Here is a 24,191-nt window from a genome sequence, read left to right on the forward strand (position 1 = left end):
CTGAGGCGGCCGAGGAGGTCGCGCAAGCCGGTCAGACGGGGAGCGGGCGGGAGGAGACGCCGGGGCCGAGTGTGTGCTGGATGACCATGATGGCCGCCCCGATCGCACCGCCGGTCTCGCCGGAGCGCGACTCGGTGATGGTCAGATGCTGGGTGGCGAGCGGTGTCGAGCGCTGATAGACGACCTCCCTCACCCCGGCGAGCAACTGCTCGCCGACGCGAGACAGGCTACCGCCCACCACGACGAGCGACGGGTTGAGCAGGTTGACGCAGGTGGCGACCACCTCGCCGAGATCGCGGCCGGCCTGACGGATCGCCTGGAGGACCTCCGGGTTGCCGGTGCGGGCGAGGGCGACGACGTCGTCGCTGGTGTCGGCGGGGATGCCGGCGGCCGTGAGGGCGCGGGCGATGGCCGGCCCGCTGGCGAGCGCCTCCAGGTCGGCGTCGCGGGCGCCGTGGCTCGGCGTCTCGTTCGAGAACGGCACGCGCACGTGGCCCAGGTCGCCCGCGGAGCCCTGCGCTCCGCGCTGCAACCGGCCGCCGCTGATGATGCCGGCGCCGATGCCGGTGGCCACTTTGACGAAGAGGAGGTCGGACCGGTCGGGCCAGGCGAGAGCGTGCTCGCCGAGGGCGAGGAGGTTCACGTCGTTGTCGACCAGCACCGGCACCTCGAAGACGCGACGAACGTAGGCCGGGATGTCGAAGCGGTCCCAGCCCGGCATGATCGGCGGGTTGGCCGGCCGGCCGGTCGAGTGCTCGACCGGTCCGGGCACGCCGATGCCGACCCCGACGAGGTCGGTGAGGGGGCGACCCGTCGCGGCGAACAGGCGCCGGGCGGCCTCCAGGGCCCAATCGAGCACAGGCTCCGGCCCGTCGGCGATGAGCAGGCGCCGCGATTCGCTGGTCGTGATCGTGCCCGCCAGGTCGGCCAGGGCGACCACGCCGTGCGTGGCGCCGAGGTCGATCGCGACCACTACGCGCGAGTCGGGGTTGAACCGGATGCGCGCGGGAGGCCGGCCTCCCGTCGAGACGTCGTCTCCCGCGGGCGCGACCAGGCCTGCGGCGGTCAGCGTGTCGATGCGCACTGCGATGGTCGAACGGGCCAGCCCCGTGAGCTCAGCCAGCTGCGCGCGCGTTCGCGGCACGCCGTCGCGCAGGATCGCCAGGAGGCCCGAGGCGTCCGCAGCGACGATGCCGGGCTCCCGGACGCTGTCGGTCATGCACGTATTGAACCACACTGCTCTTCGGCACTCCAAAGATCGACGGTAAGGCGTCGACTTTTGATTGACATTCGGCAGAAGTGAGGATTGAATGATCACGGACGCCGCATCTGCGTCGCCATCCCCATCTTTCGACCGAGGAGAACAGTGTCGAACTCAAACCTCTCCGTGCAGCTCTATACGGTTCGTGAGCTCCTGACCGAGGACACGGTCGGAACCCTCCGCCGGATCGCCGAGATCGGATTCACCCAGGTCGAGCCGTTCGGCCTCCTCGACTTCGCCGAGGGCCTGCGCCAGGGCCTCGCCGAGACCGGCCTGACCGCGCCGACCACCCACCAGGGGTTCATCGGCCGCGACGACCTCGACACCGTGTTCGCCACCGCGGCCGAGCTCGGTATCCAGACCGTCATCGACCCGCACGTGCCGGCCGAGCGCTGGCAGACCGCTGCCGACGTCGAGGAGACCGCTGCACAGCTCAACGCCGCAGCCAAGGTCGCCGCGAAGCACGGGGTGCGCGTCGGGTACCACAACCACGCTCATGAGCTCGAGAGCACCATCGAGGGCGTCACCGCGCTCGAGTACTTCGCCGGCAAGCTCGACCCCGAGGTCGTGCTGGAGGTCGACACCTACTGGGTGGTCGTCGGCGGCAAGAACCCCGTCGACCTGCTTCCGAAGCTCGGAGACCGCGTCGTCGCCCTCCACGTCAAGGACGGCGCCGGCACGACCGATAACAAAGACCAGGTGGCCGTCGGCCAGGGCTCGCTGCCGATCGCGGAGATCATCGCCGCCGCGCCGAACGCCCTCCGCGTGATCGAGCTCGACGACTCCCGTGGCGACCGCTTCCAGGCCGTCGTCGACAGCTACGCGTTCCTCACCTCGGAGGCGTTCGCATGACCGGTGGAAAGGTGGGCGTCGGCCTCGTCGGAGCCGGCGTCATCAGCAACGAGTACCTCGGCAACCTCACGTCGTTCCCCGACCTCGATGTGCGCTTCATCGCCGACATCGACCTGGAGCGGGCCAAGGCGCAGGCCGAAAAGTACGGCGTGCCGGCCTCCGGCACCGTGGAGGAGCTCCTCGCCGACGACGCGATCGAGATCGTCGTCAACCTCACCATCCCGAAGGTGCACGTCGAGGTCGCCCTGCAGGCTCTCGCAGCCGGAAAGCACGTGTGGAGCGAGAAGCCGTTCGCGCTCGACCGCGCCAGCGGTGTGCAGCTGCTGGAGGCCGCCCACGCGAAGGGTCTGCGCGTCGCCACGGCGCCCGACACCTTCCTCGGCGCCGGCATCCAGTCAGCCCGTCGCCTGCTCGAGGGCGGAGCCATCGGCGCACCCCTCACCGCGCTGACGCTCATGCAGAGCCCCGGCCCCGAGTCGTGGCACCCGAACCCGGACTTCTTGTTCCAGGAGGGCGCCGGCCCGCTGTTCGACGTCGGTCCGTACTACCTCACCGCCCTGGTGCAGCTGTTCGGTCCGGTCAAGCGCGTCAGCGCTGTCGCCTCCCAGGCCAAGGCGTCCCGCGTGATCGGCTCGGGCCCCCGCGCAGGCGAGTCGTTCGAGGTCACCGTTCCGACGCACGTCAGCGCCCTGTACGAGTTCGAGAGCGGCCAGACGGCGCAGTCGGTCTTCAGCTTCGACTCCAAGCTCCGCCGCACCCAGTTCGAGGTCGCGGGCCTGGAGGGAACGCTGGTCGTACCCGACCCGAACACTTTCGAGGGCGACCTCCTCGTGCACGGGGCGGACGACGACGTGGAGACCCTGCCGTCGACCGGGTCGACCAGCACGCGTGGAACCGGCGTCGTGGAGCTCGCCCGCGCCATCCGCGCCGGAGTGCCGGAGCGCGCATCGGGGGAGCAGGCCTTCCACGTGCTCGACGTGATGGTGGCGACGATCGAGGCCGGCGAGTCCGGCGCCCCGGTCGTGGTGGAGAGCACCGTGCACGTCGCGCCAGCCCTCCCCGAGGAGTGGGATCCGCGCGCGTCCACCCTGGCCTGAGACTCGGTGGCGTCGGGAGGCCGGCGCCACCGAACGATGACGCCACTGGCGAAGAAACACCACGAACGGAGAAGTGTGAGCACCAGCGAGTCGGGCGGCCTGAGTCGACGGGACGAGGGCGCGGCGGGGTCGCGGCTGCGCGTCGCGATCGTCGGCGGCGGTTTCATGGCGGAGGTGCACTCGCGCGCCGCCCGCGCGGCGCGCGCCGAGCTGGCGGGCATCGTCTCGTCGACGCCGGAGCGCTCGGCCGCGGCGGCCGAACGCCTCGGCATCGGCCGGGCCTTTGTCTCGCTGGAGGAGGTGCTCGGCGACGACTCGATCGACGTCGTGCACGTGACGACGCCGAACGCGCTGCACGCGTCGCAGGCCGCCGCTGTGCTAGCGTCCGGCAAGGATGTCGTCTGTGAGAAGCCGCTGGCGACCACGGTCGCCGACGCGGAGGCGCTGGTCGCCGCAGCGGCCGGACGCACCGCGACCGTGCCGTTCGTGTACCGGTTCCACCCGATGGTGCGGGAGGCCCGGGCGCGATTCGCCTCCGGCGCCGCCGGGCAGGTGCTCACTGTCAACGCCTCGTACCTGCAAGACTGGCTTCTCGCCGCCGGCGACGACAACTGGCGCGTCGACTCCGAGCAGGGCGGCCGCTCGCGAGCCTTCGCGGACATCGGGTCGCATCTGGTCGACCTCGTGGAGTTCGTGAGCGGCGACCGGGTCGCGCGCCTCTCTGGGAAGAAGCGCACCGTGTTCGCCGAGCGCGCCGCGCACACGGGCATCACGACCGAGGACGCCGCGGCCGTTGTCATCGAGACGGAGTCCGGCGCCATCGGCACACTGCTCGTGTCGCAGGTGGCGCCCGGCCGCAAGAACCGGCTGTGGCTGGAGATCGCAGGCAGCGCCGAGAGCGTGGCCTTCGACCAGGAGCAGCCGGAGACGCTCTGGGTCGGCCGACGCTCGGGGAGCCTCCTGGCGCCCCGCGACGCCGACCAGCTGAGCGCGGACGCCGCGCGCCTGTGCGTGGTGCCGTCCGGGCACCCGCAGGGGTATCAGGACGCGTTCAACGCGTTCGTCGCCGACAGCTATGCGGCGGTCGCCGGGCAGAGCCCCGACGGACTGCCGCGCTTCGAGGACGGCCTGCGCGCCGTCCGGATCACCGACGCCGTGATCGACTCCGCCGAGTCGGGCACCTGGATCGAGATGGGAACCAACTGATGACTGACGCCCCCGCCGCCGACAACACTGTGGGCCGCACGCACCCGGTCACCCTGTTCACCGGCCAGTGGGCCGACCTCACGCTCGAGGAGGTCGCGAAGCACGCCTCCGAGTGGGGCTACGACGGCCTGGAGATCGCCTGCTCGGGCGAGCACCTCGACGTGTGGCGCGCCGCAGAGGACGACGCGTACCTCCAGGGCCGCCTCGACATCCTCGACACGTACGGGCTGAAGGTCTGGGCGATCTCGAACCACCTCAAGGGCCAGGCGGTCTGCGATGACCCGATCGACTTCCGTCACCAGGCGATCGTCGGCTCGAAGGTGTGGGGCGACGGCGACCCGGAGGGCGTGCGCCAGCGTGCGGCGGAGGAGCTGAAGCTCACCGCGAAGGTCGCCCGCAAGCTCGGCGTGGACACCGTCGTCGGCTTCACCGGGTCGAAGATCTGGCCGTACGTCGCGCAGTTCCCGCCGGTGCCGGCCTCCGTCATCGACGCCGGCTACCAGGACTTCGCCGACCGCTGGAACCCGATCCTCGACGTATTCGACGGGGAGGGCGTGCGGTTCGCACACGAGGTGCACCCCTCCGAGATCGCGTACGACTACTGGTCGTCCGTGCGCTCACTCGACGTCATCGACCACCGCGAGGCGTTCGGCTTCAACTGGGACCCCTCCCACATGATGTGGCAGGACATCGACCCGGTCGGCTTCATCGTGGACTTCAAGGACCGCATCTACCACGTGGACTGCAAGGACACCCGGCTGCGCCCGAAGAACGGCCGCGCCGGCGTGCTCGGCTCGCACCTGCCGTGGGGCGACCCGCGCCGCGGCTGGGACTTCGTCTCCACCGGGCACGGCGACGTGCCATGGGAGGACTCCTTCCGGGCGCTGGAGTCGATCGGCTACACCGGCCCGATCTCCATCGAATGGGAGGACGCCGGCATGGACCGCCTGCACGGCGCCGCAGAGGCCGTGGGCTACATCCGCTCGCTGCTCTGGAAGCTCCCGACCGCCTCGTTCGACGCGGCCTTCAGCAACCAGGACTGAGCCAGCTGACCAACAACGCCGCGCCCGCGCATTTCAGCCGATAGGCTCGCGCCGTGGAGACCATCCGGGGCGAGGACTGGTACGGACGTGAACTCGACGCCGTCGAATTCGACGGCGTCGAGTTCGTGGACGTCGACATGACGGAACTGCGGTCGACCGGCGCGACATTCACGGGCTGCACGTTTCGCAGCGTGCGACTCAACGTCGGAGAGCACGTCGACAGCGCGTTCGTGAACTGCACGTTCATCGGGTGCAACTTCTTCGACGCGACGTTCCGGCGCTGCAAGTTCACCGGCAGCAGCTTCAGCGGCTGCGATTTCGCGCTGCTGAAGGTGGAGGGCGGCAACTGGTCGTTCGTCGACCTCGGCCGCGCGGAGCTGCGCGGCGTGGACTTCACGGGCGTGCGGCTTCGGGAGGCGGACCTGAGTAGCGCACGCTGCGTCGAAGCCGTCTTCGCCGGCTGCGACCTGTCCGCCGCCGTGCTCGCGGGCGCCGACTTCTCCGCCGCGAACCTGGTCGGCAGCGACCTGACCGGCGTCGACCCCGCCGAGGCCACCCTCCGTGGCGCCACCATCGACGAGCGCCAGGCCGTCCTCCTCGCCGAAGCCGCCGGCCTCACCGTCGTCCGCACCCCCTCCTGACGCAACGCGGCGGCGCCCGTCCCCGGTGTCGCGAGGGCGGGCGCCGCCGACGTTCGGCGTGAATGTGACCTCTGGCGACGCCAGGGACGACATTCGGCGCGAATGTGACGCGCTACGCGACCTCTTTCACCTGGCCGTGCTTGATGTGGAGGCGACGCTGCGCGCGCCTGGCCACGGCCGTGTCGTGCGTGACGACGATGACGGTGAGACCGCGGTCGCGCCAGAGGCCCTCGAGGAGGTCCATGATCTCGTCGCGGGTCTCCTCGTCGAGGTTGCCTGTCGGCTCGTCGGCGAGCAGCACGTCCGGGTTCTTCACCAGGGCGCGGGCGATGGCCACGCGCTGCTGCTGACCTCCTGAGAGCTCCGAAGGGAGGTGGCTGCCGCGGTCGGCGAGACCGACTGAGGCCAGCGCCTCCGCGGCCCGACGCCTGCGCTCCTCCGGGCTGACCCTGAGCGGGGCGAGCGCGGTCTCCACGTTCTCCTGCGCCGTCAGCGTCGGGATCAGGTTGAAGCCCTGGAAGACGAACCCGATCTCGTTGGCTCGGATGTCGGTGAGCTTGTGGTCGCCGAGTTTCGACAGGCTCGCTGGTCCCAGCTCCACCGACCCCGAGGTGGGGCGGTCGAGGGCGCCGAGCATCTGCAGCAGCGTCGACTTGCCGCCGCCGGTCGGGCCCTGGATGGCGACGAGCTGGCCGTCGGGGATCTCCAGGGTGACGTCGTCGAGCGCGATGACCTCGCGCTTGGACTGGGTGTACTTCTTGGTGACGTTCGTGAGGGTGTACACGATGGCTCCTTCTGGTCGGGCGGCAGGTCAGGCGACCGAGCGCAGGGCGGCGGCGGGACGGAGGCGGGAGGCGCGCCAGCCGCCGATCGCACCGGCGATCAGGCCGCCGAGGATGGCGAGGGCGACGGCGCCGACGATGATCCACACGGTCACCGGCGCGTGCAGCGCGATGTCGGCCGTGGTCGCGGAGGCGCGGCGGGCGCCGGCGAACGCGCCGTTGCCTCCACCGAAGCCGCCGCCGCCGGCGAAGCCACCTGCGCCTTCGGCTCCTCCGGTCCTGGCGCCTCCGGAGCCCACGCCCCCGGCCGCGCCGGTCCGACCGGCAGCATTGGCGAAGCCGGAGCCGATGCTGCCGGTCAGAGTCGGGGAGATGACGTTGACGACGAACACGCCGATGAGTCCCACCGCGACGCCGATGACGCCGCCGATGAGTCCCTGCACGAGCGACTCGCCTGCGACCTGGCCGGTGATGCGGCGGTTCGACCAGCCGATCGCCTTCAAGGTGCCGAACTCGCGGGTGCGGCGGGTGACGCCGGAGATGGTGAACAGGATCGCGATGAGGAATGCCGCCGCGAGGACGATCACCGACAGCCAGGTGCCGAGGTTCGAGATGAGCTGACCGGCGCTCCCGAGCGAGCCCGAGACGCTGGAGGCCAAGTCGGCCTGCGTGCTGACGGTCGCGTTGGGCAGCGCCGTGCTCAGGTCGGTCTTGATCTGGTCGATGTCGCTGGACGACGCGGCCGTGATGTAGACCGACGAGATCTTGGAGGCCTGGCCGGACAGGGTCTGCGCGACGGCGAGGGGGATGTACGCGTTGGAGGCCGTCGTGGAGTCGGCGCCGGTCGCCGAGACGATGCCGATGACCCGGAAGCCGGTGCCGCCGATGGTCACCGTGTCGCCGACCGCCTTGCTCGCGCTCTTGGCGTAGGCGGCGTCGAGGACGACGACGTCCGCGCCCTTGTCGGAGGCGGTGAAGGTGCGCCCGCGCGACAGCGTCACCGACGACAGCGGTCCGACGGACGTGCCGGCCGGGTCCAGACCCATGACCGAGAACGAGTCGACCGAGAACGAGCTGCCGCCCGCACCGTCGGCGCCCCCGGTGGGCGGGGGAGTGGTCTCGGCCTGGCTGCCGCCCGACTGAGCCCCTCCGGCCTGGCGCTGTTCGCGCAGCTGCTGGAAGTTGGGGAGGGTGCCGCTGAAGCTCGTGTTGGTCAGCGAGAGCACCGCGGCGGCCGCCTGGACGTTGTGGACCATCTTGGCGGTGGTCAGCGTGGAGGCGTCCATGACCGTGGCGCCACGGGTGGGCGCCAGGCGGGACGTGTTGATCTGGCGGCCGCTGCCGCTGCCGGTGTCGGTGCCCGAGTCCGCGCCGAAGTCGAAGCGGGGGCCGCCGCCCTGCGCCTGCTGCGTCGTCGCGTTCTGCGCGGTCGCCGGCTGCGAGACCGTGATATCGGTCCCCACGCCGTAGACGGATTGGAGGACGCTCGCCTGCGCGTCCTTGACGCCGGCGGAGACCGCGTTGACGATGATGACGAGCGCGATCGCGAGGGCCATGCCGATCGCGATGATGATCGTCTGCTTACGGCGATTGAGGAGCTCGCGCCGCAGGTATGTCCCGAACATTGGCTTCCATATCTCTGGGTCGGAATGAGTGAGTCAACGGGAAAGTAGGGTCGGCGGATTGCCGCTCACTATGGTCGAGCTATGGGTTCGCCGTTACCCGAGTGAGGAAGCGCACATCCGTGGTCGGCTGACCCGCACATCTCTCTCAGAGAGTCCATAGGTTTCACAAAGTCGCCATCAAGTCCACACCTCATAATGGGAAAGGTGACCATCAACGCGCGTGCCGCCTCCGGCCCCTCCAGCCAGCCCCGTACCCTTCTGCGCCGCGCGGATGGCAGCTCGATCCGCGTGCTCGTCGTCGACGACGAGGCAACGCTGACCGACCTGCTCGCCATGGCCCTCCACTACGAGGACTGGGAGGTCAAGACGGCCTCCAACGGTCAGCAGGCACTGCTGCTGTCGCGCGAGTTCAAGCCGGACGTCGTGGTCCTCGACATCATGCTCCCCGATATCGACGGCCTGCAGGTCCTGTCCCGCATGCGCGCGGACGGAAACGAGGCGCCCGTGCTGTTCCTGACCGCGAAGGACTCGCTCGACGACCGCATCGCCGGTCTCACGGCGGGCGGGGACGACTACGTCACCAAGCCGTTCAGCCTGGAGGAGCTGGTCGCCCGGCTCCGCGGCCTGCTGCGCCGGTCACGCGCGGCCGTCGCGGACCAGGACGACCCGGTGCTCATCGTCGGCGACCTGGTTCTCGACGAGGACAGCTACGAGGTGCACCGCGACGGCGACCCCATCCAGCTGACCGCGACCGAGTTCGAGCTGCTCCGCTTCCTCATGCGCAACCCGCGTCGTGTGCTCAGCAAAGCGCAGATCCTCGACCGGGTGTGGTCGTACGACTTCGGCGGGTCCTCCAGCGTCGTGGAGCTCTACATCTCCTACCTGCGCAAGAAGATCGACGCGGGCCGTCCTCCGATGATCCACACGGTTCGCGGCGCCGGCTACATGGTGAAGGCCGCGCAATGACCGCTGCCCGCACTGCGGGCGCCCCGACCTCCGGCCGTGAGCGCGCCCGGCGCTTCGGTCTCCGTCCGTTCCGCACCTGGACGCTGCGCAGCCGCGTGGTCCTGGTCGTGGTCGCGATGCTCGCGGTGCTGGGCACGGTGATCGGAGCGGTCAGCGTCCTCGCCCTGCAGAACTACCTGATAGAGCGCCTGGACCAGCAGCTGACCAGTGCGCTGGCACGTGGCCAGCACACCGCCGATCGCATCAACGCCGGAGGCCCGACCATCCCGGAGGCGCAGGGCGTCGTGACGACGCCCGGGCAGCCGACGGGCACACTCGGTGCCGTCCGGAGCGCGAACGGGGGACTGCTCTTCCCGCCGGTCGTCCTGTCCGATCGGCCGTCTCAGTCGACTGACCAGCCGCTCGGGCCGAGGCAGGTGACCATCAACGGGCTCGCCCTGCTCACGGTGCCGGCCGACTCCCAGCCGCGCACGGTGGACCTCGGCGCCTCGCTCGGGTCGTATCGAATCGCTGCGGCACAGCTCGACAACGGCGACAGCGTCATCATCGGCCTCCCGCTCAGCGAGGTGAACGCGACCACTCAGCAGCTCACCCTCGTCATCGTCCTCGTCACGCTCGCGGGACTGGTCTTCGCCTTCCTGATCGCCAGCTTCGTGGTCCGCCTGGCCATGAAACCGCTTGCGCGTGTCGCGTCGACCGCCGAGCAGGTGGCGCACATGCCCCTCGACCGCGGCGAAGTCGCGATCTCGGTTCGCGTGCCGGAGGAGGACACCGACCCGCACACGGAGGTCGGCAAGGTCGGCTCCGCGCTCAACCGGATGCTCGGCCACGTCGCGTCGGCGCTGACCGCTCGCCAGGCGAGTGAGCAGAAGGTGCGCCAGTTCGTCGCCGACGCCAGCCACGAGCTGCGCACGCCGTTGGCCTCCATCCGCGGCTACGCCGAGCTGACCCGGCGGTCGCCGCACGAGCTGCCGAAAGATATCACCCACTCGATCGGCCGCATCGAGTCGGAGGCCACCCGGATGACCTCGCTGGTGGAGGACCTCCTGCTGCTCGCCCGGCTCGACGAGGGACGGGAGCTCGATCACGACCCGCTCGATCTCTCCCTCCTGCTGATCGACGCGCTCAGCGACGCGCACGCCGCCGGTCCCGGCCACACGTGGAGCATCGATCTGCCCGAGGAGCCGGTGGAGGTGTCGGGGGACGCCCCGCGACTGCACCAGGTGGTCATGAACCTGCTCGCCAACGCGCGCGTCCACACCCCGGAGGGGACGAAGGTCGTCGCCTCGCTGGCCGTGGACGCCGCCGCTCAGGAGGCCGTCGTCACGGTCTCCGACGACGGCCCCGGCATCCCCGAGGAGCTCCAGTCGACCCTGTTCGAACGGTTCGCGCGCGGAGACAGCAGCCGCAACCGGGCGACTGGGTCCACCGGTCTGGGCCTTGCGATCGTGCAAGCGGTGGTGGAGGCGCACGGCGGCTCGGTCGCCGTGGTCAGCGAGCCGGGCTCGACGGTGTTCACGGTGCGCCTGCCGCTGGCGCCGGCAGGGTCTGCCGAGCTGGTCGCGTCACTCGAGTCCGCCCGGCCAGTGGCCCCGAATGTCCCGACCGTGGCCGAGCCGCAGGGAGCCGACCGGGAGTGAGGTCACTGCTCCCGACCGTCGCCTACGGTGATCCGTCCGCCCCGCCACTGGTCTTCCTCCGCGGTCTCCCGTCCGAGCCGGGTCGTGCCAGGGGGCTCGACGCACTCACCGAACGCTGGGTCGTGGTCGGCCCGGCGCGCACCCACCGCGTGCACGCCGTCGGCCGGCCCGCCCGGCTGACGCCAGGAGCGAGCATGGCCGAGATCGCCGCGCTCTATGCGCAGGCCCTGCGTCGGCGCTTCGACCGTCCCGCGGCCGTCATGGGGATCTCGACCGGCGCGAGCATCGCCCTGCAGCTCGCCACAGACCATCCCGACCTCGTCGGCTCCCTCGTCGTGGCGGCCGGCGCCGGCACGCTCGGGACCGAGGGCCGCGTTGTTCAGCGCCGTTACGCCGACCTGCTGGCGGCCGGCCGGCCCGCAGCCACCAGTGAGCTCGCGCTCGCGACGATGGACACGCCGCTGCTCGCGCCGGCGATTCGGCTGGTCGTGCGGGTGCTGCCGGGGCCATCCGACCCGGTCGGGCTGCGCGCCCTCGTGGAGGCCGAGGAAGGCTACGACGTCCGCGCCCGCCTCGGTCGGGTCACCGCCCCGGTGCTGGTCGTCTCGGGAGGGCGCGACCGCTTCTACCCGCTCGCCATCGCGAATGAGACGGTCCGGCGACTGCCCCGGGCGACGCACGTGATCTATCCGCGCCGCTCGCACGCCGGGGTGCCGCTCCACCCGCGGTTCGCGCACGACATCACGACGTTCCTGCGTACCCACCTCGCGGCCTGATTTGCAGGGGGACCGTTCGATCCCGTACTCTTTACGGAGCCAAAGACCGCTGGTCGACGTGCATGCACGTTGCGAAGTTCCACTCAGGTGGAGGCCCGCGCAGGTGTGTGAAGCACTTCCCGCAGTTCTCTGCGATGAGGAGCTCCGTGCCCTGCGCCGGAGCTTTTTTCTTTTCCCGCGGTCGAGGCGCACACCGCTCCCGCGGTGTGCGAGAAGACAACCGAGGAGTAGCCATGGCGAACAAGGAAGCCACGGTCGCCGAGCTCGAAGGACTGTTCGAGAGCTCGACCGCCGTTATGCTGACCGAGTACCGCGGTCTCACCGTTGCTCAGCTCAAGACGCTGCGCAAGTCCATCAGTGAGCACGCGACGTACGCCGTGGTGAAGAACACGCTGACCAAGATCGCGGCCAACAACCAGGGAATCTCGTCGTTCGACGACGAGCTGGTCGGTCCGTCCGCGATCGCGTTCGTGCACGGCGACCCCGTCGCCGTCGCGAAGGCTCTGCGCGACTTCACCAAGGCAAACCCTCTGCTGGTGGTCAAGGGGGGTTACTTCGACGGTAACCCGCTGACCGCAGAAGAGGTAGGCAAGCTCGCCGACCTCGAGTCCCGTGAGGTTCTGCTGGCCAAGCTGGCCGGCGCCTTCAAGGCCTCGCTGTTCGGAGCCGCATATCTGTTCAACGCACCGCTGTCGAAGGCCGTTCGCACGGTCGACGCGCTGCGTGAGAAGCAGGAGTCCGCTGCCTGAGTCCGAGAGGACCAGATCAGCGGTGAGTAACCACACACACTAAGGAGAAAATCATGGCAAAGCTGTCGACTGAGGAGCTGCTCGACGCGTTCAAGGAGCTCACGCTCATTGAGCTCAGCGAGTTCGTGAAGAAGTTCGAGGAGACCTTCGAGGTCACCGCCGCCGCCCCCGTCGCCGTGGCCGCCCCGGCCGCCGGTGGTGCGGGTGCCGCCGCCGAAGAGGTCGAGGAGAAGGACTCGTTCGACGTCGTCCTCGAGGCCGCCGGTGACAAGAAGATCCAGGTCATCAAGGAGGTGCGCGCCCTCACCAGCCTCGGCCTCGGTGAGGCGAAGGCCCTCGTTGACGGCGTACCGAGCACCGTGCTCGAGGGCGCCAACAAGGAGACCGCCGAGAAGGCGAAGGCTCAGCTCGAAGAGGCTGGCGCCACTGTCAACCTCAAGTAGTCGACGCCCCGTCGGGGCTTCTTCTACCGCAGGCTGACACAGCCACGCGACGCGGACTCCTTCTGTAAAGAGTGTTCCGCGTTGTGGAGGGCGTCGCCCCCGTAACGGGGCGGCGCCCTCCGTGCCGTAACTGCAGTGGTTCAGCAGTGCCACGGCCGGCTGCAGCGCGGACGCTCATCCCACCAGAGCGTCCGATCGCGCCCGCCCGCGTGCATCGGTGTGCAAGGACGCACGACCGGAAGAGGAACCACGATGAGTACCTGGCGTGCATTCGCCTCCACCCTGCGCGGACTCGGGACCGCGCTCCTGTACGGTGACCACCGAGACAACGGTGCTCACCCGCCGGATCTGTACCGCAGGACCCTCCTGTACGACCGGTACCTGCGGTAGAACCCGAACCGAACGCCCTCATCCGTGCGACCGCAACGCGCGCGGATGAGGGCGCTCTCGTGCGTGGGGCCCTAGGGTCGTGAAGGTGGAGAGCGAAGACGAGGCACGCGTCGCGTACGACCTCGTGGCCGACGACTACGCGGCCCTCCTGGAGGACGAGCTCGAGAGGCTGCCGCTCGAGCGGGCGATGCTCACCGCGTTCGTCGAGCAGGTGGACGCGGTAGGGGAGGCCCGATCGCCGATCTCGGTTGCGGGCCTGGACGGGTCGCCGGTTTCCTCGCCGGGATCGGAGCCGACGTGCGCGGAATCGACCTGTCGCCGAGGATGATCGAGGTCGCGCGCCGAGACCACCCGGGCATCGCGTTCGAGGTGGCGTCGATGGCCGCGCTGCCGTTCCGGGACGGCGAGCTCGCCGGGGCGCTGGCGTGGTACTCGATCATCCATGTCCCGCAGGAGCTGCAGGACGGGGTGTTCGCCGAGTTCGCGCGGGTCCTCCGTCCCCAGGGGCTGCTGCTGCTCGCGTTCCAGGTGAGCGACAGCGGCGACGAGGACGTCGTGCACCTGCGGCACGCTTATGGGCACGAGATCGACCTCCGCACCCGTCGCCAGTCACCCGCTCGCATGAAGCGTCGCCTCGCCGAGGCCGGCTTCGCTCTGATCGCCGAGCTGGTGCGCGCGCCGATCGCGCCGGAGAAGTCGCGTCAGGGATTCCTGCTGGCTCAGCGGATGGCCGACTCCGGCTCGGAGATCGCCGCCGCCTCCTGAGCCGCCGCCTCGCGCACTCGCCCGCGCACCAGGAACCAGCCGCCGACGAGCAGCGGGATGATGAGGACGATGGCGGCGCCGACCGTGATCGTGCCGGTCGGCCAGTCGAACAGGATCAGCACTGCGACCAGCGCGAGGAAGCCGAGCGTGAGGTAGCTCGTGAAGGGCGCTCCCGGCATCCGGAACGACGGCCGCTCGATTCGGCCGGCCTTGGCCAGCGACTGCAGGCGGAGCTGGCAGACCACGATGACACCCCAGGCCCACAGCAGGCCGATGGAGGTCAGGTTGATCCCGATCTCGAACGCCTCGGCAGGCATGAGCAGGTTGAGGCCGACACCGATCAAGGCGACCGCGCCCGTGATCAGGATGCCGCCGTACGGCACGCCCGCCCGGTTCACACGCAGCGCGACCCGCGGCGCTGCGCCCCGCAAGGCCAGCGACCGGGCGATGCGGCCGGTGGAGTACATGCCCGCGTTGAGGGACGACAGTGCGGCGGTGAGGACCACGAGGTTCATGATCGCGTCGGCGCCCTCCACACCGATCGATGCGAAGAACGTGACGAACGGGCTCTCGCCGGCTTTGTACGCGTCGAACGGCAGGAGGAGCGACAACAGCAGCACCGAGCCGACGTAGAAGACGGCGATGCGGACGATGATGGTGTTCACCGCCCGAGGCATGGTCTTGGCCGGGTCGGGGGTCTCGCCGGCCGCGGTGCCGATGAGCTCGATCGCTCCGTAGGCGAAGACCACGCCCTGCACCACGAGGACGAGGGGCAGGAGCCCGTTCGGGAAGAGCCCTCCGTTGTCGGTGAGCAGTGCGAAGCCCGGTGTGTGGCCGTTCACCGGCGTGCCGAAGATCACGAAGGCGATGCCGATCGCGAGGAAGGCCAGGAGCGCGGCGACCTTGATGAGGGCGAACCAGAACTCCAGCTCGCCGAACACCTTCACCGAGAGCAGGTTGAGGGCGAGCACGATCGCCAGCGCGGCCAGTGCGAACACCCACTGCGGAATGTCGCCCAAGATCGGCACGTACGTGCCGAAGAAGTTCATGTAGAGCGCGACGGCCGTGACATCGACGATGCCGATCATCGCCCAGTACATCCAGTACATCCACCCGGTGATGAACGCCAGCTTCTCGCCGTAGAACTCGCGCGCGTACGAGACGAACGAGCCGGAGTCGGGGCGGTGCAGCACGAGCTCGCCGAGCGCGCGGAGGATGAAGAACGCGAAGAGCCCGCAGACGGCGTAGACGACGAGGAGGCCGGGACCGCCCGAGGCGAGCCGGCCTCCCGCTCCGAGGAAGAGACCTGTGCCGATCGCTCCGCCGATGGCCATCATCTGGATGTGCCGTCGCTTGAGGCCTTTGTGATAAGTGTCGCGACCCGCGGGATCCGTTGCCGTCATCCCTTCATTCAAGCAGGTAAGGTGTGAGATTTCACAATCGCTTACGGGAACGGCAGCCCGACGGGGTACCAGTACGTCTGCATCGCACTGTCGCTGGCGCACGTCTGCATGCTCACGACGCTGGGGGGATTCGGCGCGGTCAGGCAGAGGCCGGACGACGCGTTGACGAGCTGGAGAAGCGAACCGCCCGCGTTGGACACTTCCTGTGGTATCCACAGCTGCTGCAGATTCGCGGTGTTCGAGGCGCCGATGGCGACGCCGGCGCCGATGTTGGTGTTGCTCGCCGTGAGGAAGCCGTTGTTCGTGTTCGTCGTCCGGACGCGCAGCTGGACGGCGTTGAGGCCGCTGACCGGGAGCATCGAGATCGCTTGGTTGCCGAGGGTCACGTCCGTGCCAATGTTGTGGCAGGTGAAGGTGTCGATCGGCGCCCCGGTGCCGCCGCCGACGCCGCCGCGAAGGTCGAGGCAGACCGCGGGAGTGATGTTCTGTGGTTTGACCTGGTAATACGTCGAGAGGTTCGACAGCAGGGTGAACGGATAGATCAGCGAGGTGGTGATCGCGTCGGAGGTGGCCGTCGCCTGGCCCTGGAGGTCGCCCAGCGTGATGTCGGCGCGGAACGCGGGTGTGAAAGTCATCGTTCCGGAGGCCGAACCCAGCGCGGCCGCGAGGGACTCCCGACTCTGACCGCTGTTCGCGGACGAGGCCGTCCCTCCTGTCGGATAGCCGCGAACGCAGAACAGAGCGGTGGCTTGGGGTGCGAGTGCGACGGCTGTGCTCGTGACGCCGCTCGACCAGTCGCCGGCGGCCGCTCCCGGCTGCCGGACGGCCGCCGTCGTGCAGGACGCCGCGGATGAGACCGGCCAGATCACGGCCGTGAGCAGTGTCCCGAGCCCGGTCGCCGGAGTCGAGGCGGGAAGAGTCGTCAGGGTGACGTCCGACGTGCCGGCGAACGTCGTGGAGGTCTGCACATTGGTGACGCTCACCAGGTACGTCGTCTGGTAGAGGTCGTTGGTCATCACGGTGCTGACCGCGGTCGGAGCCACGGTCACGGACTCCTGGCCGACGGTCACCGAGCCTGTTGCGGTCACGCGCGCGCTCCAGCCTGCGGACGCGGGCATCGCGCAGACGAGTGCTGCGACCGATGCGGCGGCCGTGATCGGAAGAATCCAACGGGCGAGGCGCACGAAGGCAGGATAAGCGGTTGATTTATATAGGCAAGCTATATAAAGTGGTGTGCGTGACCGAAACCGCGCCCGCGACCACCAGCTCCATCGACACCGCCCAGCTCCGCCAGACGCTCGGCGACCTCGTCGTCGCCAGCCACCGGCTCACCCGTCTCGCCGCGCGCGTCACGGGCAGCACCGAGTCGCCCGCGACCTGGCGCACGTTGAGCGTGCTGCAGGGCGTGGGGTCGATGCGGCTGGGTGAGCTCGCCGCTCAGAGCCGCGTCTCGCAGCCGACGATGACGAAGATCGTCCGCAACCTGGTCGAATCCGAGTGGGTCGAGCGCGTCGCCGACACCGACGACGCGCGCGCCTGGCAGATCGCGATCACCGCGACGGGCGTCGATGCGCTCCGGGCCTGGCGCGACGCCCTGTCGGACGCGCTGGTCCCGATGTTCGCCGATCTGACCGCGGACGAGCTCGCCGCGATGCGCTGCACCGTCGAGGTGATCGCCTCGCGAGCCGAGCTCTCCCCTCCGGCGTCCGCGGCCATCGCCGGGCACTGACCCTTCGCCCCGTTCTTCACCACTGCCAGCACAATCGCCGAGGAGGCCTCACCCGTCCATGTTCCATCAGAAGCCGGACAACATCCTCACGCAGCCGACCGCCGTCTGGGCGGTCGCGTTCGCGTCCGTCATCGCGTTCATGGGAATCGGTCTCGTCGACCCGATCCTACCGGCGATCGCGGCCAGCCTGAAGGCGACGCCGACCCAGACCGAGATGCTCTTCACGAGCTACCTGCTGATCACGGGTGTCGCGATGTTCTTCACCAGCTGGATCTCCAGCCGGATCGGCGCCAAGCGCACGCTGCTGATCGGACTCGCGCTGATCGTCGTCTTCGCGCTCGCGGCCGGCCTCTCGCAGAACGTCGCGTCGATCATCGGCTTCCGTGCGGGCTGGGGTCTCGGCAACGCTCTCTTCATCTCGACCGCCCTGGCGACGATCGTCGGCGCGGCCTCGGGCGGCACCTCCGCGGCGATCATCCTGTACGAGGCGGCTCTGGGGCTCGGCATCGCGATCGGCCCGCTCCTCGGCGGCCTGTTGGGAAGCTGGAGCTGGCGCGGCCCGTTCTTCGGCACCGCCACTCTGATGGCCACCGGCTTCATCGCCATCGTCGGCATGCTGGGGAAGAACCCGGAGAAGCCAGAGCCGACGACGCTCTCCGCACCCTTCCGAGCACTCGCCCGACCGGCTCTCGGCTTCCTGGCCACTGCCGCGCTGTTCTACAACATCGGCTTCTTCGTGCTCCTGGCCTACACGCCGTTCGCCCTCGCCGACCTGGGCGTCACCGACGCGAGCACTCTCGGTTCGATCTTCTTCGGCTGGGGCGTCGCCCTCGCCATCACCTCGGTGTGGGTGGCGCCGCTGCTCACGGCCCGGTTGCCGCGAACCCGGGTGCTGTGGCTCATCTTGCCGCTGCTGGCACTCGACCTCGCCGCCGCCGGCCTCCTGGTGAGCTCGATGGCTGCGCTGATCGTCTGCGTGATCGTCGGCGGACTGCTCCTGGGCATCCTGAACACCGTCCTGACGGAGTGCGTGATGGAGGCCACCGACCTGCCGCGCTCGGTCGCCTCGAGTGCCTACTCCGGCGTCCGCTTCCTGGGCGGAGCGATCGCCCCGCCCGCGGCCACTCTGCTCGCGAGTGCCTTCACTCGGGCGACGCCGTTCTACGCCGGTGCCATCTCGGTCCTGATCGCCGCGGCCCTCGTCATGCTCGGCCACAAGCACCTCCGCCGCGTCGACGCTGCGCACGAGACGCAGCACCAGGAAGCCGAAGTGCTGGCGCTGGCCGACGCCGACTGAAGCATTCCGCACCCGCACTCGCCCCGAATGTCGCGTTCCGACGTGCCAGAGACCGCATTCGCGGCGGATGTCGTGCTGGCGGATGCGAAGAGCCGCCCTGTCCTAGTCAGGGCGGCTCTTCCCGTGTTCGCACTAGTAGTGCAGAGCACGGACGGCCGTCGGCACGCGATCGTGCCTACCCGAAAGGCGCAATCGGCCGAGGGCCACTTGATTCATTGTTTCAGATCCCCGGGGTTCAATCGCTCATATCCGACCCGATTCGCGTGATTGCGCACAATTCGTCTCGAGAATCCCCGAACTCGCAGTCAGCGCGGAGAAGCGGTCGACGTCCGAACGATGAGCGTCGCCTCCGCGCGCACCGAGTTGGAGCGCGGCTCGGCGCCACCCAGTTCGTCGAGCAGGATGCGCGTCGCGACCGCTCCCTGCTCGAACGGGCTCTGCGCCATCGTCGTCAGCCCGAAGCACGCGGAGAAGTCGTGGTCGTCGATGCCGATGACCGACACATCCTCCGGCACCCGGAGGCCGTGATCGCCCGCGGCGAGGATCGCCCCCATCGCCATTTCGTCGGAGCCGGCGAACACCGCGGTCGGGCGCGGTCCCTGTGTGTCGAGCAGCCGGTTCATCGCCGCGCGGCCATGCGGCAGTGTGAAGCCGCCGGGGATGACCCACTCGGGTCGGACCGGCAGGTGCGCGGAGCGCATGGCCTTCTCGAAGCCGCGCAGCCTCCCGGTCGGGACGCTGCTGTTCAGCCCCTCCTCGTCCTCTCCGCCCAGGTGGGCGATGTCAGTGTGGCCGAGGCCGATGAGGTGCTCGGTCGCCGTTCGCGCCGTCGCCTTCTCGTCGATGCCGACGCTGCGCAGTCCCTTCACCGGTCCTCCGACGACGATGGTGGGGTGGCCGAGCGAGGCGAGCTGCTCGCGCTCGTCCGGGGTGAAGTCGAGGCACAGTGCGAGGAGGGCGTCCGTGCGCTTGCGCAGGATGCTGCGGTGGAAGACGCGCTCCCGGTCTCCGCGGTGGCCACCGAGGTTGAACAGGATCATGTCGTAGCTGGCGGACCGGAGCTCCGAATCGACCCCCTCCAACACTTGCGAGTAGAACCATCGACTCACCGAGGGGACGACGACCCCCAGCGCGAGCGTCCGCCCGCTGGCCAGCCCGGACGCGCTCGACGACGCGACGTAGCCGAGCTCGTCTGCCGCCCGCCGCACCGCGGCGCGCGTGGTGTCGGACACGTTCGGGAGCCCCCGCAGCGCCCGCGAGACCGTCGCCGTGGAGACGCCGGTCGCGCGCGCGACCTCCTCGATACCAGCCATGCGCGTCCTGTCAGGAGTCCTGGGCCGCCCGTGCCTCTTCCGCTCGCAGGTGCGCCGCCGCGATCCGGCGGCGCACCTGCAGGAGCAGTATGAAGATGACGACGAGCGTGAGTGAGACCAGCGCCCAGGGTAGTGCCTGCTGTCCGGTGAGCTCGCAGACCGCGGTGATGATCACGAACGCCACCCCGAAGAAGCCGACGAAGCCGAGACCGACATCGACGAACTCCTTCGGGTCGTTCCTGCGCATCGGATCAGCCCTTCACTCCACCTGCGGTCAGGCCCGCCACGATCCGGCGCTGGAAGATCAGCACCAGGATGATGAGCGGGACCGTCACGATCGTACCGGCGGCCATGATCGCCGTGTACGGCTCCTGGTGCGGCTGGCTTCCTGTGAAGGAGGCGATGGCCACGGTCACCGGCTGCGTCGCATCGCTCGACAGCTGGCTCGAGATCAGGAACTCGTTCCACGACGAGATGAACGCGAGGATCGCGGTGGTGAAGACGGCCGGTGCGGCCAGCGGCAGGATGATCTTGCGGAACGCCTGCGCCTGCGAGCACCCGTCGATCCGTGCTGCCTCCTCCAGGTCCCACGGCATCTCGCGGAAGAACGAGACGAGCGTGTAGACCGTGAGCGGCAGGGCGAACGAGATCTCGGGGATGATCAGCGCCTGGTACGTGCCCATCCAGCCGATGTTCGTGAACAGCTGGAACAGCGGCGTGATGAGCGCGACGCCCGGGAACATCGAGGCGGCCAGGATGATCCCCAGGATGATGCCCTTGAACTTGAAGTCCAGTCGGGCCAGCGCGTACGAGGCGAAGATTCCGACGACCAGCGAGATCAGTGTCACGCAGACGCCGATGAACAGCGAGTTCAGCAGCGCGCCGGGGAGGTTGTTCCCGAGCTTGGTCGAGAGCGCCGTCGCGTAGTTGTCGAGGGTCACATGCGTGAACCAGGGCGTGTTGTCGCTCGTGAAGCCGACGTCGCGGAACGACGTGACGACCATCCAGTAGAACGGCAGCAGACACCAGAGCACGACGACGAGCGCCTGGACGCCGGTGCGGATGCTCTGGTTCCTGTTGCGCCGCTTGGTGCGGCTCCTCGTGCGGGTTCGGGGCAGGGCCTCAGCCTCTGCGGTGGCCGAGGCGGGGCCGGCGACGGTGGTCATCCCTTCGCTCCCTTCGCTTGTGTCTCCTGTGTTCGCACCACGTTCGTGCCGAGGAACCGCACGAAGATGAACGCGACCAGGAAGATCAGAATGAACGTGATGGTCGAGAGGGCGGCCGCGCTGTTGAAGCCCTGCCTGATCTGATCGACCACGAGGATCGACAGCGTCGTCGTCGCATGGCCTGTTCCGCCTCCACCGCCTGTCAGGATCTGCGGCAGGTCGTAGATGCGGAGCGCGTCGAGGACGCGGAACAGCACCGCGACCATCAGCGCCGGCCTCAGCAGCGGCATGGTCACCCGCCAGAACCGCTGCCAGGTGCTTGCGCCGTCCACTTTCGCCGCCTCGTAGACGTCCTCCGGGATGATCTGGAGGCCGGCCAGGATGAGCAGCGCCATGAACGGCGTCGTCTTCCAGGTGTCGGCGATGATGACCGCGAACCGCGACGCCCATTCGTCGCTCGTCCACAGGATGTGGGCGCCCAGGACGGCGTTGGCGACGCCGGCGAACGAGAAGATGAAGAACCACAGCTTCGCGGTGACGGCGGTCGGGATGGCCCACGGGATCAGGATGGCCGCGCGGACGAATCCGCGGCCGCGGAAGGCGCGGTTCATGATGAGCGCGAACCAGAGGCCCAGGAGGGTCTCGAGGATCACGGTCGTGACGGTGAAGAAGAAGGTCACCCCGACCGCGCTCCAGAACGTGGACCCGAGGTTGCCCGGCGGGCACGAGACGGTGGTGCCGTTCGGCCCGGCGCACTGTTGGAACAGCCAGTGCGCGTAGTTCTGGAAGCCCGCGAACCCGCCCTGCACGAAGAGGCCGGTCGCCGGGTCGAGCCCGGCGTCCTTCTGGAAGGACATCACGATGGCGCTGACGATCGGGTAGCCGATCACCACGGCGAGCAGTGTGATGGTGGGGATGATCAGGTAAAAGGCCCAGCGACTCTGCTGGCGACGATTGTGCTTGACCCCGGCGCGCTGTTCAGGCTGCTTGCCGGCGTTCTTCGTTGATGAGGGGGCGACGACGTTCGGCGTTGACATGTGTGCCTCCGAGAGGAAGAGCGGGAAGTGGGGGAGCCGGGCGGCGGGAAGGGTCCCGCCACCCGGCGACCGTGGTGGGCGCAGGCGCTACTGGCCCGAGCTCGCGGTCTTGATGGCGTCCGACATGTCCTTCAGCGCCTGGTCTACCGACTTGTCGCCCTTCAGTGCCGCGTAGGCGTTGTCCTGCACAGCCTTGGTGATGGACGGGTAGAACGGCGACACCGGACGCGGAACCGCGTTGGCGATCGACGTCTTCAGGGTCGACAGGTACGGCAGCTGGCTGTTCAGCGACGCGTCGTCGTACAGCGACGCCAGCACCGGCGCCAGAGATCCCTGCGTCACGAAGAACTTCTGGGTCTCCTCGCTCTGCAGGAACTTCAGGAACGCGAACGCCGTCGCCTTGTGCTTGCTGTACACGCTGATCGCGGCGTTGTGACCGCCCAGGCTCGAGACGCCCGGCTTGTCCGCGCTGATGCCCGGAAGCGGCGAGATGCCGAAGGTGTCCTTGACCGTGGACGAGCCGTCGGTCTTGGCCAGGCTGTACACGTACGGCCAGTTGCGCAGGAACAGCAGTTTGCCGGCTTCGAACGCCTGCCGGCCCTGCTCCTCCTGGTAGGTGATGGCCTCGGCGGGGATGTTCCCGTTCTTGAAGCCGTCCACCAGGCGGGTCAGGCCCGCGTTGGCCTCGGAGCTGTTGACGGTGACGGTCTTGCCGTCGTCACCGACGATGGTGCCGCCGTTGGTGTTGATGGCCTCGGCCACGTTCACCGTCAGGCCCTCGTACTGGGCGAACTGACCGGCGTAGCAGCCGATGTTGTTGGCCTTGGCGATGGCGCAGTCCTTGATCATGTCATCCCACGTCTTGGGCGGGGTGGGGACCAGATCCTTGCGGTAGTACAGGATGCCGCCGTCGGAGGTCTGCGGCGCCGCGTACTGCGTGCCGTTGTAGGTGCCCGACTTGACGGTCGGGGCGAGCAGAGCCGAGTTGTCCATCTTGAAGTTGCCGGTCAACGGCTGGAGCCAGCCCTTCGCCGCGAACTCGCCCGTCCAGACGACGTCGACGTCGACCACGTCGTAGTTGGGGTCTTTCGCCTGGAAGTGCTGCACGAGGTCGTCGTGCTGCTGGTCGGCCTGGTCGGTCTGCTCCTTGAAGGTGACCTTCTCGTTGGGGTGGGCCGCGTTCCACTTCTCGATCAGCGGACGGACCACGTTGGAGTTGTCCTTGCCCTGCACGTAGGTGATGGGGCCTTTGCTGTCGAGGTTGGCGTTGGCGTCCCCGCCCCCGCTGCCTCCTGATCCGCCGCCGGTGCATCCCGCAAGCGCGAGACCGGTGATGGCCACCATCCCTGCGATTACGGAGAGACGTGCTGCTTTCATTTCACTCCTCGTTGAGCTCTTGGTGCAGGCGCGGGTGCGCCCGGGCTCAACGTACTCCCGGCCGACTCTCCATGCAAGCGTTTACGTCAAGCGCTTGCATTGCGATTCGGTCACGGGAGCTTCTACCCGCGCGCGCGGGATGGTCCGCTCTGACCCGGGCGTCTCGGGTTCGGCCCCTGCGGCGCGCTGACGACGTCGTAGAGGTCGGTGCGGGAGCGGACCCCGCTCTTGCGCATCGCTCTGGCGAGGTGGTTCTCCACCGTGCGCCCGCTGATCGACAGCAGCTCGCCGATCTGCACGTTCGTGAAACGACCAGCGAGCATCGCGATCTCCCGCTCGCGCCCGGTGAGGGCATCGGCGGCCATCGTGTCCTGTGCGGCGACCGCTGCGTGCGGCGGCCAGGCGCCGGGCATCCGCGGCCTCCCAGCGCGTCGACCAGCGCGCGGAGCGCGGCGCGGCGGTCGGCGTCCTCGCCTCGCCGCGCGGCCGCGGCGACGTCGCCGTCGAGCAGGTCGGCCAGCGCGTCGGCTGCGGCAGCGGTCGGTCCGAGACGGACGGGGACGCCCGCCCCCTGCGCGAGCCGCCGCAAGCTCGGAGCGTCTCCCCGCGCCGCCGCCAGGAGCCGGTTTCGCC

At 69.2% G+C, this 24,191-nt stretch carries 26 protein-coding genes; 15 read left to right on the forward strand and 11 right to left on the reverse strand.

What is annotated here, in order from left to right; all coding sequences use genetic code 11:
* Positions 1-31: 31 nt before the first annotated feature.
* Entirely contained in the window at positions 32-1,219 is a 1,188-nt protein-coding gene (locus tag ACPPVW_RS10335) for an ROK family protein (protein ID WP_426623042.1), read from the reverse strand.
* Between the two features lie 147 nt (positions 1,220-1,366).
* Here ACPPVW_RS10335 and ACPPVW_RS10340 point away from each other — a divergent pair, with 147 nt between their 5' ends.
* The 5 genes from ACPPVW_RS10340 (at position 1,367) to ACPPVW_RS10360 (ending at position 6,100) form a co-directional block, all read left to right on the forward strand.
* On the forward strand, positions 1,367-2,113 hold the full coding sequence (locus ACPPVW_RS10340; RefSeq protein ID WP_426623043.1) for a sugar phosphate isomerase/epimerase family protein: 747 nt from the start codon (positions 1,367-1,369) through the stop codon (positions 2,111-2,113).
* Complete coding sequence (locus tag ACPPVW_RS10345; protein ID WP_426623044.1) at positions 2,110-3,210, forward strand: Gfo/Idh/MocA family protein; 1,101 nt, start codon at positions 2,110-2,112, stop codon at positions 3,208-3,210. Before ACPPVW_RS10340 ends, ACPPVW_RS10345 begins: the two co-directional genes overlap by 4 nt.
* Positions 3,211-3,285: 75 nt before the next feature.
* Complete coding sequence (locus tag ACPPVW_RS10350; protein ID WP_426623045.1) at positions 3,286-4,416, forward strand: Gfo/Idh/MocA family protein; 1,131 nt, start codon at positions 3,286-3,288, stop codon at positions 4,414-4,416.
* Positions 4,416-5,459 carry a sugar phosphate isomerase/epimerase family protein gene (locus ACPPVW_RS10355; RefSeq protein ID WP_426623046.1) on the forward strand — a complete coding sequence of 348 codons (1,044 nt, stop codon included), beginning with the start codon at positions 4,416-4,418 and terminating at the stop codon, positions 5,457-5,459. The genes ACPPVW_RS10350 and ACPPVW_RS10355 overlap by 1 nt, the downstream gene beginning before the upstream one ends.
* Before the next feature lie 53 nt (positions 5,460-5,512).
* On the forward strand, positions 5,513-6,100 hold the full coding sequence (locus ACPPVW_RS10360) for a pentapeptide repeat-containing protein (RefSeq protein WP_426623047.1): 588 nt from the start codon (positions 5,513-5,515) through the stop codon (positions 6,098-6,100).
* Between the two features lie 112 nt (positions 6,101-6,212).
* Here ACPPVW_RS10360 and ACPPVW_RS10365 read toward each other — a convergent pair whose 3' ends face one another.
* Together ACPPVW_RS10365 and ACPPVW_RS10370 are read right to left on the reverse strand one after the other, a co-directional pair.
* The gene (locus ACPPVW_RS10365) at positions 6,213-6,884 is read right to left on the reverse strand and encodes an ABC transporter ATP-binding protein (RefSeq protein WP_426623048.1); all 672 of its coding nucleotides are present in this window, start codon (positions 6,882-6,884) and stop codon (positions 6,213-6,215) included.
* 27 nt (positions 6,885-6,911) lie between these two features.
* The gene (locus tag ACPPVW_RS10370) at positions 6,912-8,507 is read right to left on the reverse strand and encodes an ABC transporter permease (protein WP_426623049.1); all 1,596 of its coding nucleotides are present in this window, start codon (positions 8,505-8,507) and stop codon (positions 6,912-6,914) included.
* A gap of 195 nt (positions 8,508-8,702) precedes the next feature.
* Here ACPPVW_RS10370 and ACPPVW_RS10375 point away from each other — a divergent pair, with 195 nt between their 5' ends.
* From ACPPVW_RS10375 to ACPPVW_RS10410, 8 genes are all read left to right on the forward strand, one after another.
* On the forward strand, positions 8,703-9,473 hold the full coding sequence (locus tag ACPPVW_RS10375; protein WP_426623050.1) for a response regulator transcription factor: 771 nt from the start codon (positions 8,703-8,705) through the stop codon (positions 9,471-9,473).
* Positions 9,470-11,113 (forward strand): sensor histidine kinase, encoded by a 1,644-nt coding sequence (locus ACPPVW_RS10380; protein WP_426623051.1) that lies wholly within the window; start codon positions 9,470-9,472, stop codon positions 11,111-11,113. Before ACPPVW_RS10375 ends, ACPPVW_RS10380 begins: the two co-directional genes overlap by 4 nt.
* A complete protein-coding gene (locus tag ACPPVW_RS10385) occupies positions 11,110-11,889 on the forward strand; it encodes an alpha/beta fold hydrolase (RefSeq protein ID WP_426623052.1) in 780 nt (259 codons plus the stop codon). The genes ACPPVW_RS10380 and ACPPVW_RS10385 overlap by 4 nt, the downstream gene beginning before the upstream one ends.
* 233 nt (positions 11,890-12,122) lie before the next feature.
* Entirely contained in the window at positions 12,123-12,638 is a 516-nt protein-coding gene (gene rplJ / locus ACPPVW_RS10390; RefSeq protein ID WP_426623053.1) for a 50S ribosomal protein L10, read from the forward strand.
* A 53-nt stretch (positions 12,639-12,691) separates the two neighbouring features.
* Positions 12,692-13,081, forward strand: a complete 390-nt coding sequence (rplL, locus tag ACPPVW_RS10395) for a 50S ribosomal protein L7/L12 (RefSeq protein WP_426623054.1) — start codon at positions 12,692-12,694, stop codon at positions 13,079-13,081.
* A 252-nt stretch (positions 13,082-13,333) separates the two neighbouring features.
* The gene (locus tag ACPPVW_RS10400; protein ID WP_426623055.1) at positions 13,334-13,471 is read left to right on the forward strand and encodes a hypothetical protein; all 138 of its coding nucleotides are present in this window, start codon (positions 13,334-13,336) and stop codon (positions 13,469-13,471) included.
* Between the two features lie 85 nt (positions 13,472-13,556).
* Positions 13,557-13,799, forward strand: a complete 243-nt coding sequence (locus ACPPVW_RS10405; RefSeq protein WP_426623056.1) for a hypothetical protein — start codon at positions 13,557-13,559, stop codon at positions 13,797-13,799.
* Positions 13,706-14,236 (forward strand): class I SAM-dependent methyltransferase, encoded by a 531-nt coding sequence (locus ACPPVW_RS10410; protein WP_426626282.1) that lies wholly within the window; start codon positions 13,706-13,708, stop codon positions 14,234-14,236. Before ACPPVW_RS10405 ends, ACPPVW_RS10410 begins: the two co-directional genes overlap by 94 nt.
* On the opposite strand, the gene ACPPVW_RS10415 is transcribed toward ACPPVW_RS10410, so the two are convergent.
* Together ACPPVW_RS10415 and ACPPVW_RS10420 are read right to left on the reverse strand one after the other, a co-directional pair.
* A complete protein-coding gene (locus ACPPVW_RS10415) occupies positions 14,191-15,639 on the reverse strand; it encodes an amino acid permease (protein WP_426623057.1) in 1,449 nt (482 codons plus the stop codon). The two genes, ACPPVW_RS10410 and ACPPVW_RS10415, sit on opposite strands and share 46 nt — an antisense overlap.
* Positions 15,640-15,680: 41 nt before the next feature.
* Positions 15,681-16,823 carry a hypothetical protein gene (locus ACPPVW_RS10420; protein WP_426623058.1) on the reverse strand — a complete coding sequence of 381 codons (1,143 nt, stop codon included), beginning with the start codon at positions 16,821-16,823 and terminating at the stop codon, positions 15,681-15,683.
* A gap of 53 nt (positions 16,824-16,876) precedes the next feature.
* On the opposite strand from ACPPVW_RS10420, the gene ACPPVW_RS10425 reads away from it, so the two are divergent.
* Both ACPPVW_RS10425 and ACPPVW_RS10430 read left to right on the forward strand, forming a co-directional pair.
* Positions 16,877-17,368: a MarR family winged helix-turn-helix transcriptional regulator gene (locus ACPPVW_RS10425; RefSeq protein WP_426623059.1), complete on the forward strand. Its 492-nt coding sequence runs from the start codon at positions 16,877-16,879 to the stop codon at positions 17,366-17,368.
* Positions 17,369-17,426: 58 nt separating this feature from the next.
* Positions 17,427-18,665: an MFS transporter gene (locus tag ACPPVW_RS10430; RefSeq protein WP_426623060.1), complete on the forward strand. Its 1,239-nt coding sequence runs from the start codon at positions 17,427-17,429 to the stop codon at positions 18,663-18,665.
* A 305-nt stretch (positions 18,666-18,970) separates the two neighbouring features.
* On the opposite strand, the gene ACPPVW_RS10435 is transcribed toward ACPPVW_RS10430, so the two are convergent.
* The 6 genes from ACPPVW_RS10435 to ACPPVW_RS10460 all read right to left on the reverse strand — a co-directional run bounded on the left by ACPPVW_RS10435 (position 18,971) and on the right by ACPPVW_RS10460 (position 23,971).
* Positions 18,971-19,978 carry a LacI family DNA-binding transcriptional regulator gene (locus ACPPVW_RS10435; protein ID WP_426623061.1) on the reverse strand — a complete coding sequence of 336 codons (1,008 nt, stop codon included), beginning with the start codon at positions 19,976-19,978 and terminating at the stop codon, positions 18,971-18,973.
* A gap of 10 nt (positions 19,979-19,988) precedes the next feature.
* Positions 19,989-20,225: a hypothetical protein gene (locus tag ACPPVW_RS10440; protein ID WP_426623062.1), complete on the reverse strand. Its 237-nt coding sequence runs from the start codon at positions 20,223-20,225 to the stop codon at positions 19,989-19,991.
* Between the two features lie 4 nt (positions 20,226-20,229).
* Positions 20,230-21,144: a carbohydrate ABC transporter permease gene (locus ACPPVW_RS10445; RefSeq protein WP_426623063.1), complete on the reverse strand. Its 915-nt coding sequence runs from the start codon at positions 21,142-21,144 to the stop codon at positions 20,230-20,232.
* Positions 21,141-22,181 (reverse strand): carbohydrate ABC transporter permease, encoded by a 1,041-nt coding sequence (locus ACPPVW_RS10450; protein WP_426623064.1) that lies wholly within the window; start codon positions 22,179-22,181, stop codon positions 21,141-21,143. Before ACPPVW_RS10450 ends, ACPPVW_RS10445 begins: the two co-directional genes overlap by 4 nt.
* Before the next feature lie 87 nt (positions 22,182-22,268).
* A complete protein-coding gene (locus ACPPVW_RS10455) occupies positions 22,269-23,558 on the reverse strand; it encodes an ABC transporter substrate-binding protein (RefSeq protein WP_426623065.1) in 1,290 nt (429 codons plus the stop codon).
* Positions 23,559-23,680: 122 nt separating this feature from the next.
* Positions 23,681-23,971 (reverse strand): helix-turn-helix domain-containing protein, encoded by a 291-nt coding sequence (locus ACPPVW_RS10460; protein WP_426623066.1) that lies wholly within the window; start codon positions 23,969-23,971, stop codon positions 23,681-23,683.
* Positions 23,972-24,191: the final 220 nt, after the last annotated feature.

The sequence above is a fragment of the Leifsonia sp. McL0607 genome (assembly GCF_049993355.1).
Taxonomy (GTDB): domain Bacteria; phylum Actinomycetota; class Actinomycetes; order Actinomycetales; family Microbacteriaceae; genus Leifsonia.

Excerpts from the sequence above, each read along its gene's own strand:
- rplL (WP_426623054.1), top strand. The coding sequence starts at position 12,692 with ATGGCAAAGCTGTCGACTGAGGAGCTGCTCGACGCGTTCAAGGAGCTC.
- ACPPVW_RS10455 (WP_426623065.1), bottom strand. The coding sequence starts at position 23,558 with ATGAAAGCAGCACGTCTCTCCGTAATCGCAGGGATGGTGGCCATCACC.
- ACPPVW_RS10435 (WP_426623061.1), bottom strand. The coding sequence starts at position 19,978 with ATGGCTGGTATCGAGGAGGTCGCGCGCGCGACCGGCGTCTCCACGGCG.
- ACPPVW_RS10380 (WP_426623051.1), top strand. The coding sequence starts at position 9,470 with ATGACCGCTGCCCGCACTGCGGGCGCCCCGACCTCCGGCCGTGAGCGC.
- rplJ (WP_426623053.1), top strand. The coding sequence starts at position 12,123 with ATGGCGAACAAGGAAGCCACGGTCGCCGAGCTCGAAGGACTGTTCGAG.
- ACPPVW_RS10440 (WP_426623062.1), bottom strand. The coding sequence starts at position 20,225 with ATGCGCAGGAACGACCCGAAGGAGTTCGTCGATGTCGGTCTCGGCTTC.
- ACPPVW_RS10450 (WP_426623064.1), bottom strand. The coding sequence starts at position 22,181 with ATGTCAACGCCGAACGTCGTCGCCCCCTCATCAACGAAGAACGCCGGC.
- ACPPVW_RS10445 (WP_426623063.1), bottom strand. The coding sequence starts at position 21,144 with ATGACCACCGTCGCCGGCCCCGCCTCGGCCACCGCAGAGGCTGAGGCC.
- ACPPVW_RS10460 (WP_426623066.1), bottom strand. The coding sequence starts at position 23,971 with ATGCCCGGCGCCTGGCCGCCGCACGCAGCGGTCGCCGCACAGGACACG.
- ACPPVW_RS10370 (WP_426623049.1), bottom strand. The coding sequence starts at position 8,507 with ATGTTCGGGACATACCTGCGGCGCGAGCTCCTCAATCGCCGTAAGCAG.
- ACPPVW_RS10400 (WP_426623055.1), top strand. The coding sequence starts at position 13,334 with ATGAGTACCTGGCGTGCATTCGCCTCCACCCTGCGCGGACTCGGGACC.
- ACPPVW_RS10345 (WP_426623044.1), top strand. The coding sequence starts at position 2,110 with ATGACCGGTGGAAAGGTGGGCGTCGGCCTCGTCGGAGCCGGCGTCATC.
- ACPPVW_RS10430 (WP_426623060.1), top strand. The coding sequence starts at position 17,427 with ATGTTCCATCAGAAGCCGGACAACATCCTCACGCAGCCGACCGCCGTC.
- ACPPVW_RS10355 (WP_426623046.1), top strand. The coding sequence starts at position 4,416 with ATGACTGACGCCCCCGCCGCCGACAACACTGTGGGCCGCACGCACCCG.
- ACPPVW_RS10335 (WP_426623042.1), bottom strand. The coding sequence starts at position 1,219 with ATGACCGACAGCGTCCGGGAGCCCGGCATCGTCGCTGCGGACGCCTCG.
- ACPPVW_RS10415 (WP_426623057.1), bottom strand. The coding sequence starts at position 15,639 with ATGACGGCAACGGATCCCGCGGGTCGCGACACTTATCACAAAGGCCTC.
- ACPPVW_RS10375 (WP_426623050.1), top strand. The coding sequence starts at position 8,703 with ATGGGAAAGGTGACCATCAACGCGCGTGCCGCCTCCGGCCCCTCCAGC.